This window comes from Pseudoalteromonas sp. ATL1, from assembly GCF_058933015.1.
The window spans coordinates 3,852,035-3,867,114 of record NZ_JBZYXL010000001.1 but is presented as its reverse complement, the minus strand read 5'-3'; the positions used below and the strand labels follow the sequence as shown (position 1 = coordinate 3,867,114).

The window sequence follows — 15,080 nt, the reverse complement described above, 5'->3', positions numbered from 1 at the left end:
TTTTAAGAAATTGTTTTACTGATAATTTTTATACTACCGGTTGTATTTTGCCCACTTTTGACTTTATGCTTAGTATGCTGCTTTTTCTTATCTGGGTGAGTTATGACACGGTTTGCAAAAACAATCATATACGTTGATAACGTAGAAGAAGTGCTCGATTTTTACTATCAAGCATTTGGCTTGAGCACGCTATCGCTCAATGAAAATGCCAGTTATGGTGAGTTAGATACAGGTGAAGTGATCTTAGCATTTGCCAATCATCCATTGGCTCAGGCGCAGTTTAAGCAAAGTTATATTCGTGCCCAACCTAAACAACCGGCACTGGGGTTTGAACTCACTTTATGTTGTCAAAATGTCAGTGAAAGCTACGATAAAGCAGTGATTGCGGGCGCGGAGCCATTAATGCCACCCAATGCAAAAGGTGAGCACGCACAAGCTTATGTACGTGCAATAGAAGGGACTTTAGTGGCGTTAGTCAACGAGCGCACGCGCTAAGCCAACAGGCTCAATCTCTAAGCAAACGTTGTCATCATTCCAGTTTAAGCCGAATAATGCTTGGTCTTCATTCAAATCTTCGACCCATTCATCTAAAAACTCGTCCAAAGAAATCTCAATGGGCGTGTAGTCCTGCCATTCCTCTTTACATTGTGCTTTTGCTTTTTGTTCGCTGTCCCAAACGAGTAGCACATCCGTCTCTTCAAATTGATTAGACTCAACAACTACTACGCCACCATCGTCCGCACCCAATGCCCAAATTTGCGCATTCAAACGAACTTGTTCTACGAAGGTGACTAATTCTGATTCTATTTCGATGTCGCTCATTGCGGTTACCTTAAAAGTTTGGCGGTTGAATCCTAGGATCAGAAGCTTCACTACCTGCAAGTGAGTGATGCGCTTTTAGGAAGCTTTGCAACTCACTGTATTGACTAAGATCGCTTAAGCTTCTGAATTCAATCCAATCTAGCAAGCAGTATAAACTGATCTTGAGATAGTCGCAGTCTAAAAACGCACTTTTTGTGCATTGTGTATTAAGTTCAGTCAGTACCGCATCGATACGTTCGCGCTGTAAGTTAAAAAATATTACATCGCTTTGTGTATCAAAGCCTGAGCGGCTACATAACAGTAGCTCTACGAGCGAATCATTACATGCATTAATTTGTACTAGCTGATTCTCTTGCCAATATGACAACTGCGGTAACGAAAACTTGTCGACAAGGTATCGATGGATCAAATTTGAGTCGCATATGCGATGTTCACCGTCAACAATAAATGGGATTTTTCTTGCTGGATTGTTAGCGACCAGCGTCGCTCTGTCTTGCTCGTTAAAGATGTCTAGGTGTTGGTAGCTAATGTTAAGATTGTGGTGTGCGATCAACATTCTAATGCGTCGAGCGTATGGGGAAGTGTTGGAACCAAACAGTTGCATAAAAAATCCTTGTGATCATAAATACAAAAAAAGCCGCATGTAGCGGCTTCTCCAATAAATGCTAAATTACTCCGAGCGGCTTGTCACTTCAAGTAGATGAAAACCAAATTGTGTTTGCACCGGGCCTTGTACTTCGTTAATAGGCGCTGAAAAAACCACTTTATCAAATTCGGGCACCATCATACCTGGACCAAACTCTCCAAGTGCTCCGCCATCTTGACCTGATGGACAACTTGAGTACTGTTTAGCTAGTTCCGCAAAGTCTTCGCCCGCAGCAATGCGTGCTTTCAAATCTAAGCACTCGGCTTCACTTTCTACCAAGATATGTCTTGCGCTTGCAACCGTCATACACTCTCCAATATTCGCCTGTTATTTTTATTGCGTATTTTTTATTCTAATACAAGAGTGCCAAAATCACACTATTTCGCTTTCAGTGCTTTTTCAATCGCAGTAGTGAGTTCCTCCGATAGCGGCTTAGTACGACTGTTAAAACGGCTTACTGTTTTACGGTCAGCTGACACGAGATATTTATAAAAATTCCAGTTTGGTGAACTCGTTTGCTCGTTTAAATGTTTAAAAATGGGGTTCGCATCACTGCCTCTTACTTCAGAAGTCGCGAACATAGTAAAGGTAACGCCATAATTCACAAAGCACACTTTAGCGGTCTCTTTTTCATCGTTTTCTTCTTGAAAAAAGTCATCCGATGGAAAGCCTAAAACAACCAAACCTTGTTCTTTATATTTTTGATTGAGAGCTTCGAGATCTTTGAATTGATCGGTAAAGCCACAGTTGCTTGCTGTATTTACAATGAGCAAAGGCTTGTTTTTAAAGTCGCATAGATTGATCTTTTGCTCAGAGCGAAGCTTACGTAACTCGACGTTGGTAAAATCGTTACATTCACTCGCAGATAAACTGCCACTAGAGATTAAAGTACTTAGTAACAATGACAGACTTAATGATTTTTTAAACATCTGCTTTCCTTAAAATATTAACTTCACTTATCATACGCCATTATTCAGTGTGACGATCAGGTTTTATGGTGATATGACAATTAGACGAGCCAAGTTAAGCGATCTCAAGCGTATTGTGGAGATCTATAACGAGACGATAGCCAGTAGGATGGTCACCGCTGACACTGAGCCCACTACGGTGGAAAAACGACTTGAGTGGTTTCATGCGCATCACGATGAGCGGCCCTTGTTTGTTTTCGAGCATGAAGCGCAGGTAGTTGCTTGGCTCAGTTTTAAATCATTTTATGGGCGCCCAGCCTATGATGGCACATGTGAGATCAGTATTTATATCACTCAAAGTGCTAGAGGTCAGGGATTGGGAAATAAACTACTAGAGTTCGCTCACACCCATGCCCCGAGTATTAAAATTTCAAATATTCTCGGCTTTATTTTTAGCCACAACAAACCGAGTATTCGATTATTTGAGCGTCACGGCTACGTTAAATGGGGAGAGCTACCCAATATAGCCTGTATGGATAAACAACACTTCAGCCTAACTATTATGGGAAAGTCTTTGATTGAGGATTGTACAAACTCATAATTTAAAATCTCGTCTACACTAGGTAAATGCAAGGACAAAACCATGTAGACTCATGACTAACAAAGTATTGATCATCGACAGTAACAGTGTTCTGGCAATGCGTTTAAAGGTGTTATTTGAACTTCTAGGCGGAGATGTAGAGCACATCCATTATCGAATGCTCAGCCAAGTCACTGATTTCGAACAATATGATGCAATCACCATTGCCAATGGTATCCCCAATCGATATTTGGATTTGCTGTCAGAATTACGCCAGCATGAAAAACTCATTTTACTTGCACCCAAACCTGATAATGCAGCGCAACTTGAACTGTTTAGTCAGTTCAATAAAGTGCTACCTAATGGCATTGTTGTTTATCCTTTTTTCTCAAACAAAGAAATTACCAATTTACTAGAGCGGGTTTTTGAAATAGGTGGCGAGCACGGCATTATCCTACCATCTGTGCTTATTGTTGATGATGTTCTTGAGCGACTGGCTAAGTTGGCCACCAGTTTATCTGGTGCGCAACTGCATGTATACACAGCAAGCACTACCGCTGAAGCGTTGGCTCAAGCTCAAAGGCAAAGCATCGATGTACTCATTAGCGCGTTTCACTCGCATGACAAGTCAGCAATCAGTCTATTCAAAGAACTCAAGCTACTAAACCCAAATTGTCGTTGTTTGTTGTTCACAGACAAAGCGGATCAGGTGGATATGCTACAGGCTATTCGACAAGGAGTAGATGATGTTTTGATAAGTCCGTTCGACGATGGAGACATGCTTAAGTCCCTTCATAAACTTTGGCAAACGGAGTTGTTGAAAAGGCATAACCAAGAGCTTGTCGAGCGCCTGCAAGATACCGTGGATGCGCTCATAGAGCGCGATAGCCTATTACGCGTGATATACAAACATACGCCGGACCCCATTATGTTGTTTACGCGAGATGGCAACATTATCGAGGGCAATGATGCATGTGTTGAGTTATTCCACTCATCACCGGAGCAGATGCAATCTAGTTCAATATTTGACATTTTTGACCGAGAGTCAGTCGCGAATTTGAAAGCGCAGATATTTGAATTAAAAGGTGGAAGAAGTTTTGATTGTGAGCTTTTACTTCCCACTGAAGAAGCGCCCATCCCACTTATGGGCACGTTTCATGAAATAGATCATCATGGTGAATTAGCATTTTCTGTCATTTTAAAAAATGTCACATATCTTAAGAAAAAACAGCAGGTATTAGAGGAAGCGAAAGAGGTGCTTGAGGCGGAGGTGCAAGCTAGAACCGCACAACTTCAAAAAGCAAAAGAAGCAGCGGAAGCGGCGAACATCAGCAAATCAGAATTCTTAGCAAACATGTCTCATGAGCTTCGCACTCCGATGCACTCAATTTTAAGTTTTGCTAGATTCGGTATCGAAAAGCTCGAAGCGGGTGAAGTGCCAATAGACAAGCTAGAGAAATACCTATCCCGAATAGAAACCAGTGGCGAACGTTTATTAAGGTTACTTAACAACTTGTTGGATTTATCCAAATTGGATGCGGGTCGATTTCCATTCTCCCCTGAGTCACATGACTTGGTTGGTATCATTAAAACGGGTATCGATGACGTATCAGGATCGGCGTTGGCTAAGCATATAGAATTTCAACTTGAATGTGCAGAAAGCTCGCTGCTCACTTCCTGTGATAAAGAACAAATCAATCAGGTGATGAGAAATCTACTGGGGAATGCTGTTAAGTTTAGCCCTGAGTATGGGCATATTTGCATCGCTATCATGCAATTAGAAGGCAAAGTTAAAATTGAGATACGGGATCAAGGTGTTGGTATTCCAGAAGATGAGTTAAGCCAAATATTTTCAAAGTTTGTACAAAGTAGTACAACGAATAGCGGCGCAGGTGGCACCGGTTTAGGCTTAGCCATTTGTAAAGAGTTTGTGCTACTTCATAAAGGCTGTATTTGGGCAACAAACAATGAGCCTAAGGGGGCAATCATGCATATTGAACTCCCATTGAATCATCATTAGTTGATGATAATTAGCGCAATGTTAAAAGCAAGACTATAACTAATTTAGGTAACCATTTTTTAGAAGGAGTTTGTGTATGGCACTGCAACGTGTTCTCGCCGTGGATGATGAGCCATTCAACCTCGAAATTATCGAAGAAATTCTTGAAGACTTAGACTTTGACTTAAAAACTGCAAGTAGTGGCCCAGAGTGCTTAGACATGCTTAAAGAGTTTGATCCTCAAGTGGTTTTACTCGATGTCAGCATGCCTAAAATGAACGGTTATGAAGTATGTCGAGCTATCAAAGCCAACCCAGAAACGAGCCACATAGTGGTGATGTTTGTATCTGCTAGAGGCTCTGTTGAAGAAAGAATGGAAGGCTATGCGGTGGGCGCTGAAGACTACATCGTCAAGCCGTTCGGACAAGGCGAATTGACGACTAAGTTGATAAAGTTGGGTCAAATGCTGTTGGAAAAAGATATTTTAGAGCAACAGGTGGAAGACGCCACAACCACTGCGTTTAGCGCGATGGCCAACAGCAGTGAAATGGGCCAAATAGTGAATTATATTGAACATATTGGTTCAATCGATAATATTCCCAATCTTGCAAACGCACTCATAAACTGCTTATCAAACTTTGGTTTGAGCTGTAACTTAGAAGTTCGAGCTGAGGAAGATAGGCTACATTACGCCACTTCTGGCATATGTTCACCTATAGTGCTGGAGCTTTTCGAAATACTTAAATCGAAAGGGCGCTTACACGAATTTACTAATCGCATTTTAGTTAACTACGATAACATCAGTGCACTAATATTGAATATGCCCGAAGACGACAATGAGAAACATGGTCGTATCAGAGATCATATTTGTTTTATTGTGAGTGTGACTGAGCAACAGTTATTGGCCATTATGACGCGCAATGAATTGCGTTCGCAGCAACAAAATTTGAATGGTGCGATAGCGATGATCAATAGTAAATTCAAATGTTTGCTGCAACTTTTGGAGAATAATCGCAAGCAAAACGAAAAGGTTTTTAGAAAGTTACAAGAGCAATTTGAGCATCGTATCCCAACCATGGGTCTCGATGAGGATCAGGAGCTTTTCATCTATCAACACGTTGATAATGCAATTCAAAAGTCTGTTGCAAGAGAAGAGTCACTAGTGCAAGTGAAACTGGCGTTCAGTGAAATAGAATCCGACTTGTCTGCTTTAAGTCATAAAGTAGACGAAACATAAAATGCCTGAAGGTGCAGTGTGTTTTGCACCTTATGCATCTCTAGGTAAGCCCTTTTCGATAATGCGTATTAAGCGATTATGCTTTCGGTTTTCAGCATTTTGTTTTGCTGTTTGTTGGTCGATTGCCCAACGAATGTGTTCTGCTACCAGTTGAGAAGCTGAGTCTAGATTCGCTTCGAGCGCTTTAACAATCTCTGGGCTAAAAGGCGCATTGCCTAGTCCGACAGCGAGGTTGCGTAGCCACCTTTCATGGCCGATACGTCGAATAGGGCTTCCTTCTGTATTTTTCAAAAAGGTTTGTTCATCCCACATAAACAGCTCTAGTAATGTCCTGTCTTTCAAGGCAGCACGAGGAGCAAAGTCCGGCTCTTTGGTCAATTGACCAAAGCGATTCCAAGGGCAAACGAGCTGGCAATCATCACAACCATACACTCTGTTTCCTATGAGTGAGCGATACTGCTCGGGGATTGGACCTTGTAGTTCAATAGTAAGATAAGAGATACATTTACGTGCATCAACTACATAGGGCTCCACAATCGCACCAGTCGGGCAAAGGGTTATGCATGCGTTACATTGCCCACATCCTTCAGTGATTTGCGGCTCATCGATAGGGAGTGGTATATCAACAAACAACTCACCTAAAAAAAACCAAGACCCCGCTTTTTTTTGGATCAGTAAGCTATTTTTGCCACGCCACCCAAGCCCCGCTTTTTCAGCCAGTTGTCTTTCTAAAACGGGTGCCGAATCGACAAAGGGTCGAAATCCCAATTCAGAGACTTCATCCGCGATCTTTTTACCCAAATGCTTGAGCCGGTTGCGAATCAGCTTGTGGTAGTCACGACCTAAAGCATAACGGCTGATGTATGCGTTGTCTTTATTGGCGAGTGTTTTTGCAAAACTTGCATCGGGTGGCAGATAGTGCATGGTAACGCTGATCACGCGTTGCGTGCCCGGTACTAGTTCCGCAGGACGAGCACGCTTCATACCGTGTGCAGCCATATAGTCCATTTCTCCGTGATAGCCGTTATCTAACCAACGTTGTAGCTGAGCCTCATGTTTGGCAAGGTCGATATCGGTGATCGCGACATCGGCGAAGCCTAGCTCATTACCCCATTGCTTAATTTTTTTGGCCAGTTCAATATAATTAATACTATCTGTAGTCACGGAACGTTTATCTTGGAAGCTAAATACACCGCTAATTTACCACAAGTCGCCTACAGCGCACAGCAAGTGAAACAATTTGAAGAGCAGGCTGCTCAACTTGCTGGGTTTACTTTATCACAGCTTATGCAATTTGCCGGTGAGGCGCTTTTCTCTCTTTTCGATCATGAATTAGTCAGTGCTCAACGCGTACTCGTTTTAGCGGGTAAAGGAAATAACGCGGGCGATGCTTATGTACTGGCTGCGTTACTTCATCAATCGGGACGAGACGTGTTGGTTTATAGTCTTGAGCCACCTGAACAGTTAGTTGGCGACGCCAAAAATGCTTATCATGCTGCGCTAAAGCTAGCTGTACCAATGAGCGAACAACGGCCAATGCTTGATAATTTCTGTGTCATTGTTGATGGTGTGTTTGGTACCGGTTTTAAGGGGCAGCTCACGGAAGAGCTGAAGTCACTTTTTAAAGCTTGTAAGAAGAGTAATGCAATACGCTTGAGTATTGATATTCCAAGTGGGGTGAATGGTACTTCAGCCCAAGTCGCAGATGCTGCGTTTGAAGCAAATATAACCATGACGTTTATTGGTCTCAAGCAAGGATGTTTAACCGGCGCTGCAAAGGCACATTGTGGCAAGTTGTTCTATGCGCCTCTGGAAGTGGGGGAAGAATTTGCAGAACTAGTGCAAAGCTCAACCTTATTACTTGCGCAAAAAAGCTTATTCGAGTTGGCGCCCAAAAGAGCGCTCACCAGTTATAAAAACCAGTGTGGGCATGTACTTTTGGTTGGTGGTAACAAGGGAATGGCGGGCGCTATTCGTTTGGCTGCAGAGGCGTGTTTACGTAGTGGCGCAGGACTGGTCAGTGTTGCGACTCACCCTGATAATGTGGCTATGGTTTTACAAGGGCGCTACGAGTTAATGGTGCATGGTGTTGATTCTGAAAGTGATTTAGCCGCGCTACTGACAAAGGCGGATGTATTGGTAATTGGCCCTGGGATGGGACAAGATGACTGGGCACACCGTCTTTTTAACGCTTGTTTATCATTTACAAAGCCAGTTGTCTGTGATGCAGATGGTTTAAATATGCTGGCAAAAAGTGAGCTGCATTTTAATCGAGCGGTGCTTACGCCGCATATTGGTGAAGCAAAGCGCTTGATAGCCGACACAAGCGATTTTGATGAGCATGCGCGTTACCACATCGTTACGCAATTGGTGGTGCAATACGCAGCAACGGTGGTGTTAAAAGGACCGGGCTCTCTCATCGGCGATAGTCGTGGCATAAATATTAACCGTTCAGGCTGTGCTGCGATGGCTAGTGCTGGGATGGGGGACGTGTTGTCTGGTATAATCGGCGGATTATTAGCGCAGGGTATGCCGATATTTGCTGCAACTTGTTTAGCTGTGTATATTCATGGTTTAGCTGCACAAATTGCCGCCAAAGACGGTGAAAAAGGGCTCCTTGCCAGCGATTTATTTATTTATATTCGACGTTTACTGGGGTAAATATGAACAATACTTTCAGCCTTCACCTTGCTGACGAGGCGCAAACCGTTGCGATGGGCACGCGTTTAAGTCAATTGATTAAAGAAGGTGCGGTGTTGTTTTTACATGGCGATTTAGGTGCTGGTAAAACCACACTGACGCGCGGTATTGTGCAAGGCCTTGGTCATACGGGCAAAGTAAAAAGTCCAACCTATACTTTAGTTGAACCCTATGAGTTAAATGATGTCTCAATATATCATTTTGATTTATATCGTTTAGGCGATCCTGAAGAGCTCGAATATATGGGCATACGAGACTATTTTAGCCCACAAGCTGTTTGTGTGATTGAGTGGCCTGAGAAAGGTTTTGGGTTTATTCCAACGCCTGACTTGAATGTGGAAATGTCATATCAGGGCGAACAGCGAAAAATAACAATAAGCGCTGAGACACAGCGAGGACAGAAAGTCATAGATAGTTTAGGACATGATGCGTAGTTTCCAAAACATTAAATATTGGATTTGGTGTGCTCTTTTGCTCACTGTGAGTAACTTGGCATGCGCACAAAATAAGATGGAAGGCGTGCGCGTTTGGCCATCTCCAGATAGCACTCGGGTGGTATTCGATTTATCACAAAAGCCCGACTACAGCTATTTTATGCTCAAAAACCCTTTACGCCTTGTGGTGGATTTAAACGACACCAAAAAAGTGGATTCACTGCCTGAGATCCCAGTTGAGCACCGTATCATAAAGAAGCTCAGATACAGCACTGCAAAAAATTCACGTAGCACGAGAGTCGTGTTTGATTTATCCAGAAGTGCGAAACCAGTTGTGCTTGCGCTTGCTCCCGCTGGGCCTTATAAAAACCGATTAGTGATTGATTTGTATGCACAGCAAACAAGCTTGTATAGCAATGACAGCAGTCAACCGAAAAAACGCGACCGTTTGACGGACAGAGACATTATTGTTGCGATTGATGCAGGCCACGGTGGTGAGGACCCAGGGTCGATTGGTCCATCAGGTACCTATGAAAAAAATGTCACTTTGCCTATCGCAAAGCGTTTAGCTCGGTTGATTGATAAGCAACCCGGCATGAAAGCGAGGCTAACGCGTACGGGAGACTACTTTTTAAAGCTCAATACACGTACGGTGAAAGCGCGTGAAAAACGGGCTGATTTTTTTGTCTCAATTCATGCGGATGCGTTTTCAAGTCCAGGGCCGAGTGGCTCGTCTGTTTGGGTATTATCGCTGCGCAGAGCAAACTCTGAAGTGGGTAAGTGGCTAGAAGATAAAGAAAAGCACTCTCAGCTTCTGGGTGGCGCCGCTGAACTGATAAAAGACACTGAAAATGAAAAATATTTGGCAAAGGCACTGTTAGACATGTCGATGGACCACTCAATGAAAACCGCAGTTCAAGTGGCTGAAGAAGTGGTCGGCGAGCTAAAAAAGGTCACAAAGCTGCACAAGAAAAAGCCGCAGTCTGCTAATTTTGGTGTGCTTAAATCTCCTGATATACCTTCTATTTTGGTAGAAACTGGCTTTATCTCTAATCCACGAGAGGAACGTTTGTTAACGTCTTCAACCCACCAAGAGAAATTGGCGCGTGCTATTTTTAAATCCATTAAAAACTACTACAAACGTTATCCGCCCGATGACTCTTTGTTTGCTCGATTAAAAGAGCCGGATCAGCATGTTGTAAAAAGTGGTGAGTCTTTAAGTGTATTAGCAAGTCGCTATGGGGTGTCTATTTCAGCACTCAAGCAGGCTAACCAACTGAAAAATAACATACTTTATGTAGGCCAAGTGCTTACTATTCCCAAGGCGTAATTCTAATGACAATTGAAGTGTTGCCTGCTCGCCTTGCTAACCAGATCGCTGCCGGCGAAGTAGTAGAGCGCCCAGCCTCTGTGGTTAAAGAACTCGTTGAAAATAGCATCGATGCTGGGGCGACCAAAGTACATATAGATATTGAACGAGGTGGTCACAAGTTGATCCGAATTCGTGACAACGGGCATGGTATTGTAAAAGACGAACTGACATTAGCATTGTCGCGCCATGCGACAAGTAAATTGAAAAGCCTAGATGATTTAGAGTGTATTGCATCGTTAGGGTTTAGAGGCGAAGCACTGGCATCGATCAGCTCGGTCTCGCGTTTAACTCTAAGTTCTAAGCCTGCAGAGCAAGAAACTGCTTGGCAAGCTTTTGCCGAAGGGCGAGATATGGCGGTGCAAGTGCAACCAACAGCACATCCAAATGGTACCACGATTGAAGTAAAAGACTTGTTTTTCAATACACCAGCAAGACGCAAGTTTTTACGTACAGAAAAAACCGAGTTTAGTCATATCGATGAACTTGTGAAACGTATAGCATTGAGTCGTTTTGATGTCGCAATTACCTTAACACATAACCAAAAAGTAGTGCGCCAGTATCGAGCGCGCACACGCGAGGAAGGTGTTAAGCGCGTTGCTCAGGTTGCGGGAAAAGCATTTGAACAACAAGCCACCTTCATAGAATCCGGTTCTGAAGGATTGATGTTGTTTGCTTGGGTGTTGCCTGTTGGAAGTAGTAATAGCACTCAGTACACTTACGTCAATGGGCGGATGATGCGTGATAAGCTAATTCTGCATGCGATCCGTCAAGCCTTTGAGGAGATGATTGGAGAACAAGAACTACCGGGGTTTGTCGTCTATTTGGAAATTGATCCTCGGCAGGTTGATGTCAATGTGCATCCAGCAAAACATGAAGTGCGTTTTCATCAAGCGCGATTGGTGCATGATTTTATCGTGCAAGCAATCAAGCAAGCAGTCACACCCGCAGAGCAGACTTTTCAAGAAGTTGGGGCTTCTTCTTTCGTTGCAGAGGCTGACCATAACAGTTATCGAAGTAGTCTGCGGCCAAGCTTTGATTCACATATGGTGTCGTCACCAGAAAATGCGCCGACAAATTGGTCGTCAACATTTGACAGTGAGCCGAGTCAATCGAGCAAGTCTACAGCGGGAGGGGTTAGCCGAGCGGAGCAAAAAACGCAGAGCTCGCGCCAATATAATGTTAATCAACTCTATCAAGGGTTGAGTTATCATCAAGCCAACGAGTTTGAGCAACCTGTGGAAACCGAGGATATTGCGTCGTTTACTACGCATGTAACATCACTTTTACCAATTGCAGATGGTGCGGTTTTATTGTCAAAGCAAGCTCAAGTATACGTTTCACACTGTAAGTATGCATTAGAACCATATTGGCTAGAGCAATTACAACAAGATGCTAGTTTGCAAAGCAAAGCGTTACTTTTACCTGTGCGCGTTAACCTTGAGTCTTCAGAAATAGCTTTACTGACAACGCAGCAATCTTGGTTGACCTTGTTGGGCTTTGAACTACAGTGTTTCGGCGGTTATGTGATGGTTAAAAAGCTGCCCGTAAGCCTGTATAATATTGACGTTGGTGTGTTTATTTCAAAGGTATTAGACGCTTGTTCGAGTCGTCATGACAGTATTGAAAGTTGGCTAAGCTGGCTTGCGATAAATACGCCTGAAAAATACTTTATATCTGAGCAATTTACTAAAGTTCAGCAATATATGGAAAAAAGTGCTAAATGTTTGGCGCGCATTCAGGAAAAAGCAGTTAAAATAGACCATAAGATGTTTTTACAATTATTACCGCAAGAGTTTTAGAGTTGAGTAAGTTACCTGTTATCACCCTGATGGGACCAACAGCAGCTGGTAAGACAGCGTTAGCAATAGAGTTGTGCCAAAGGTTAAATACCGAAGTCATCAGTGTTGACTCAGCCTTAGTATACAAAGGAATGGATATTGGTACAGCTAAACCAGATGCGGATGAACTTGCGCTTGCGCCACATCACTTAATTAATATTCTCGATCCCAGTGAAAGTTATTCGGTGGCAGATTTTCGCAAAGATGCCTGTCGTCAAATAGATGAGCTACACCAACAAGGTAAGGTTCCCATTTTAGTGGGTGGGACGATGATGTATTACAAAGGGTTGATTGAAGGTCTCTCTCCATTGCCAGAGGCTGATCCTCAAGAGCGCGCAATACTTGAGCAAGAAGCCAACATGTTGGGTTGGCCCGCATTACATAAACAATTGGCAGAGATAGACCCAGAAGCGGCTGAAAAAATCAGCGAGAATGATTCTCAGCGTATTAATCGAGCCCTAGAGGTGTATCGTATCTCTGGTAAAACGATGACTGAGTTGCAACAGCAAAAACAGCCTCCTTTACCTTATGAATTTCACCAGTTTGCGATTGCGCCAAGTGATCGTAAAGTTCTACACGAGCGTATCGAAAAAAGATTCCAAATAATGTTGGAACAAGGGTTTAAAAACGAAGTTTTGGCCTTATATCAACGAGGTGATTTACATTCTGATCTGCCATCGATTCGCTGTGTCGGATATCGACAAATGTGGGAGCATTTAGCTGGAGAGTGCGACTACGAAGAAATGGTTTTCAAAGGCGTTGCAGCCACAAGGCAACTTGCAAAAAGGCAACTCACTTGGTTGAGAGGATGGCCTGATGTAACTTGGTTAGAAACCGATGACCAACAAAACTTGCAACGTGTACTAACTTCGCTAAGCTAATATGTAGTTGTTAAATCAAACTACTTAGATTTATTAACGGCGAAACTAATAATAACACCTAGAACGAAGGAAAAGAAAATGGCAAAAGGCCAATCGTTACAAGACCCGTTTTTGAATGTCTTACGTCGTGAGCGCATTCCTGTTTCAATTTTTTTAGTTAACGGCATAAAATTGCAAGGTAAAATTCAATCATTTGATCAGTTTGTTATTTTATTAGAAAACACAGTAAACCAAATGGTTTATAAGCACGCTATCTCAACTGTTGTGCCGGCACGCGCGGTTAATTTCCAAAGTGCAACTGGTACTGATGGCAGTGAGCACAACGACGATGGTAATTTTTAATATTTTTTAGGAGCGTAATGCTTGTTTGACCGTTATGAAGCCGGCGAACAGGCAGTCTTAGTGCATATCGACTTTCAAAACGAAGGAGATCGAGAAGATCTTCGCGAATTGGAAATGTTGGTATCTTCAGCAGGTGTTAGCAGTTTGGCGGTTGTGCAAGGCAGTCGCCAAGCACCACATGCCAAGCTTTTCGTCGGAACAGGTAAAGCAGAAGAAATCGCTGAGATTGTCAAAATCCACAATGCAGATGTCGTAATTTTCAATCACCAACTGAGTCCTTCTCAAGAAAGAAACCTAGAGCGAGTATGTCAATGCCGAGTCCTCGATAGGACGACTTTGATTCTGGATATTTTTGCCCAACGTGCACGTACACATGAAGGTAAGTTACAAGTTGAACTTGCCCAGTTGCGCCATATTTCTACACGATTGATCCGTGGCTGGACGCACTTGGAAAGGCAAAAGGGGGGGATCGGGTTACGTGGCCCCGGTGAAACTCAGCTTGAAACAGATAGACGATTGCTTCGAGAACGAATTAAAAGTATTCGTAAACGACTAGATAAAGTGGCAACCGTGCGTGAGCAAGGCCGTCGAGCGCGTAGTCGTAATGAAGTGCCTACGGTGTCGCTGGTTGGATATACCAATGCGGGTAAGTCAACCTTGTTTAATTTAGTCACCAATTCAGACGTATATGCGGCGGATCAGCTCTTCGCAACACTTGATCCCACTTTGCGCAAACTCCATATAGATGATATCGGCCCGGTTATTTTTGCCGATACGGTGGGGTTTATTCGTCATTTACCGCATGATTTAGTGGCGGCGTTTAAAGCGACTCTGACAGAAACTCGAGAGGCGGATCTGCAGCTTCATGTGATTGATGTGGCAGATAATCGACGCAAAGAAAATATCGCAGAAGTGCAGTCTGTGTTAAAGGAAATAGAAGCTGACGAAATCCCACAGTTGTTGGTTTACAACAAAATTGATTTGCTCGAGGACGTTAGGCCACGTATTGACTACAATGATGAAGGTCAACCGATCCGTGTTTGGTTGTCGGCGCATAGTGGTGAAGGAACAGAGCTGTTATCAGAGGCAATATCACAATTGCTGGCTAAAAAGATTTTTAATCATACCTTACGTATTCCACCTGCTTTTGGGCGTTTAAGAGGAGCGCTATTTAATTTAAATGCGGTCCAGCAAGAGGGATATGATGAGTCGGGCAACTGGTTGGTATCGGTACGTTTACCGGCTGTAGATTGGGAAAGACTCAAAAAAGAACAAGGTATGGAAATCGAAAAGTTTATAGAAATATAAATTTTAACCAGAA

At 43.1% G+C, this 15,080-nt stretch carries 16 protein-coding genes; 11 read left to right on the top strand and 5 right to left on the bottom strand.

Features of this window, described 5'->3' with window-relative positions:
* Positions 1-102: 102 nt before the first annotated feature.
* On the top strand, positions 103-495 hold the full coding sequence (locus AC5FX4_RS17025) for a VOC family protein (protein ID WP_493607512.1): 393 nt from the start codon (positions 103-105) through the stop codon (positions 493-495).
* Here the strand turns inward: AC5FX4_RS17025 and AC5FX4_RS17020 are convergent.
* From AC5FX4_RS17020 to AC5FX4_RS17005, 4 genes are all read right to left on the bottom strand, one after another.
* Positions 472-822, bottom strand: coding sequence for a DUF2750 domain-containing protein (locus AC5FX4_RS17020; RefSeq protein ID WP_493607511.1), 351 nt, complete (start codon positions 820-822; stop codon positions 472-474). The genes AC5FX4_RS17025 and AC5FX4_RS17020 overlap by 24 nt on opposite strands.
* Before the next feature lie 10 nt (positions 823-832).
* Positions 833-1,426, bottom strand: a complete 594-nt coding sequence (locus tag AC5FX4_RS17015) for a glutathione S-transferase family protein (RefSeq protein ID WP_493607510.1) — start codon at positions 1,424-1,426, stop codon at positions 833-835.
* A gap of 66 nt (positions 1,427-1,492) precedes the next feature.
* Complete coding sequence (locus AC5FX4_RS17010; RefSeq protein WP_070989863.1) at positions 1,493-1,774, bottom strand: peptidylprolyl isomerase; 282 nt, start codon at positions 1,772-1,774, stop codon at positions 1,493-1,495.
* A gap of 71 nt (positions 1,775-1,845) precedes the next feature.
* Entirely contained in the window at positions 1,846-2,397 is a 552-nt protein-coding gene (locus tag AC5FX4_RS17005) for a glutathione peroxidase (RefSeq protein ID WP_493607509.1), read from the bottom strand.
* Between the two features lie 73 nt (positions 2,398-2,470).
* Between AC5FX4_RS17005 and AC5FX4_RS17000 the strand changes: the two genes are divergently transcribed.
* The 3 genes from AC5FX4_RS17000 to AC5FX4_RS16990 all read left to right on the top strand — a co-directional run bounded on the left by AC5FX4_RS17000 (position 2,471) and on the right by AC5FX4_RS16990 (position 6,192).
* The gene (locus AC5FX4_RS17000; RefSeq protein ID WP_493607508.1) at positions 2,471-2,977 is read left to right on the top strand and encodes a GNAT family N-acetyltransferase; all 507 of its coding nucleotides are present in this window, start codon (positions 2,471-2,473) and stop codon (positions 2,975-2,977) included.
* Positions 2,978-3,029: 52 nt separating this feature from the next.
* Entirely contained in the window at positions 3,030-4,976 is a 1,947-nt protein-coding gene (locus tag AC5FX4_RS16995) for a PAS domain-containing sensor histidine kinase (protein ID WP_493607507.1), read from the top strand.
* Positions 4,977-5,052: 76 nt separating this feature from the next.
* Positions 5,053-6,192 (top strand): response regulator, encoded by a 1,140-nt coding sequence (locus tag AC5FX4_RS16990; protein WP_493607506.1) that lies wholly within the window; start codon positions 5,053-5,055, stop codon positions 6,190-6,192.
* Positions 6,193-6,222: 30 nt separating this feature from the next.
* On the opposite strand, the gene queG is transcribed toward AC5FX4_RS16990, so the two are convergent.
* A complete protein-coding gene (gene queG, locus AC5FX4_RS16985) occupies positions 6,223-7,356 on the bottom strand; it encodes a tRNA epoxyqueuosine(34) reductase QueG (protein ID WP_493607505.1) in 1,134 nt (377 codons plus the stop codon).
* A 12-nt stretch (positions 7,357-7,368) separates the two neighbouring features.
* Here queG and AC5FX4_RS16980 point away from each other — a divergent pair, with 12 nt between their 5' ends.
* From AC5FX4_RS16980 to hflX, 7 genes are all read left to right on the top strand, one after another.
* A complete protein-coding gene (locus tag AC5FX4_RS16980) occupies positions 7,369-8,853 on the top strand; it encodes an NAD(P)H-hydrate dehydratase (protein WP_493607504.1) in 1,485 nt (494 codons plus the stop codon).
* A gap of 2 nt (positions 8,854-8,855) precedes the next feature.
* Entirely contained in the window at positions 8,856-9,326 is a 471-nt protein-coding gene (gene tsaE / locus AC5FX4_RS16975) for a tRNA (adenosine(37)-N6)-threonylcarbamoyltransferase complex ATPase subunit type 1 TsaE (RefSeq protein ID WP_493607503.1), read from the top strand.
* The gene (locus AC5FX4_RS16970; RefSeq protein WP_493607842.1) at positions 9,319-10,656 is read left to right on the top strand and encodes an N-acetylmuramoyl-L-alanine amidase; all 1,338 of its coding nucleotides are present in this window, start codon (positions 9,319-9,321) and stop codon (positions 10,654-10,656) included. Before tsaE ends, AC5FX4_RS16970 begins: the two co-directional genes overlap by 8 nt.
* A gap of 5 nt (positions 10,657-10,661) precedes the next feature.
* A complete protein-coding gene (mutL, locus tag AC5FX4_RS16965; RefSeq protein WP_493607502.1) occupies positions 10,662-12,497 on the top strand; it encodes a DNA mismatch repair endonuclease MutL in 1,836 nt (611 codons plus the stop codon).
* A 2-nt stretch (positions 12,498-12,499) separates the two neighbouring features.
* Complete coding sequence (miaA, locus tag AC5FX4_RS16960; protein ID WP_493607501.1) at positions 12,500-13,417, top strand: tRNA (adenosine(37)-N6)-dimethylallyltransferase MiaA; 918 nt, start codon at positions 12,500-12,502, stop codon at positions 13,415-13,417.
* 78 nt (positions 13,418-13,495) lie between these two features.
* The gene (gene hfq / locus AC5FX4_RS16955; protein WP_493607500.1) at positions 13,496-13,759 is read left to right on the top strand and encodes an RNA chaperone Hfq; all 264 of its coding nucleotides are present in this window, start codon (positions 13,496-13,498) and stop codon (positions 13,757-13,759) included.
* A gap of 21 nt (positions 13,760-13,780) precedes the next feature.
* A complete protein-coding gene (gene hflX / locus AC5FX4_RS16950) occupies positions 13,781-15,067 on the top strand; it encodes a ribosome rescue GTPase HflX (protein ID WP_493607499.1) in 1,287 nt (428 codons plus the stop codon).
* Positions 15,068-15,080 lie beyond the last annotated feature (13 nt).

Coding starts and splice junctions, on each gene's coding strand:
- AC5FX4_RS17025 (WP_493607512.1), top strand. CDS start 103: ATGACACGGTTTGCAAAAACAATCATATACGTTGATAACGTAGAAGAA.
- AC5FX4_RS17020 (WP_493607511.1), bottom strand. CDS start 822: ATGAGCGACATCGAAATAGAATCAGAATTAGTCACCTTCGTAGAACAA.
- AC5FX4_RS17015 (WP_493607510.1), bottom strand. CDS start 1,426: ATGCAACTGTTTGGTTCCAACACTTCCCCATACGCTCGACGCATTAGA.
- AC5FX4_RS17010 (WP_070989863.1), bottom strand. CDS start 1,774: ATGACGGTTGCAAGCGCAAGACATATCTTGGTAGAAAGTGAAGCCGAG.
- AC5FX4_RS17005 (WP_493607509.1), bottom strand. CDS start 2,397: ATGTTTAAAAAATCATTAAGTCTGTCATTGTTACTAAGTACTTTAATC.
- AC5FX4_RS17000 (WP_493607508.1), top strand. CDS start 2,471: ATGACAATTAGACGAGCCAAGTTAAGCGATCTCAAGCGTATTGTGGAG.
- AC5FX4_RS16995 (WP_493607507.1), top strand. CDS start 3,030: ATGACTAACAAAGTATTGATCATCGACAGTAACAGTGTTCTGGCAATG.
- AC5FX4_RS16990 (WP_493607506.1), top strand. CDS start 5,053: ATGGCACTGCAACGTGTTCTCGCCGTGGATGATGAGCCATTCAACCTC.
- tsaE (WP_493607503.1), top strand. CDS start 8,856: ATGAACAATACTTTCAGCCTTCACCTTGCTGACGAGGCGCAAACCGTT.
- AC5FX4_RS16970 (WP_493607842.1), top strand. CDS start 9,319: ATGCGTAGTTTCCAAAACATTAAATATTGGATTTGGTGTGCTCTTTTG.
- mutL (WP_493607502.1), top strand. CDS start 10,662: ATGACAATTGAAGTGTTGCCTGCTCGCCTTGCTAACCAGATCGCTGCC.
- hfq (WP_493607500.1), top strand. CDS start 13,496: ATGGCAAAAGGCCAATCGTTACAAGACCCGTTTTTGAATGTCTTACGT.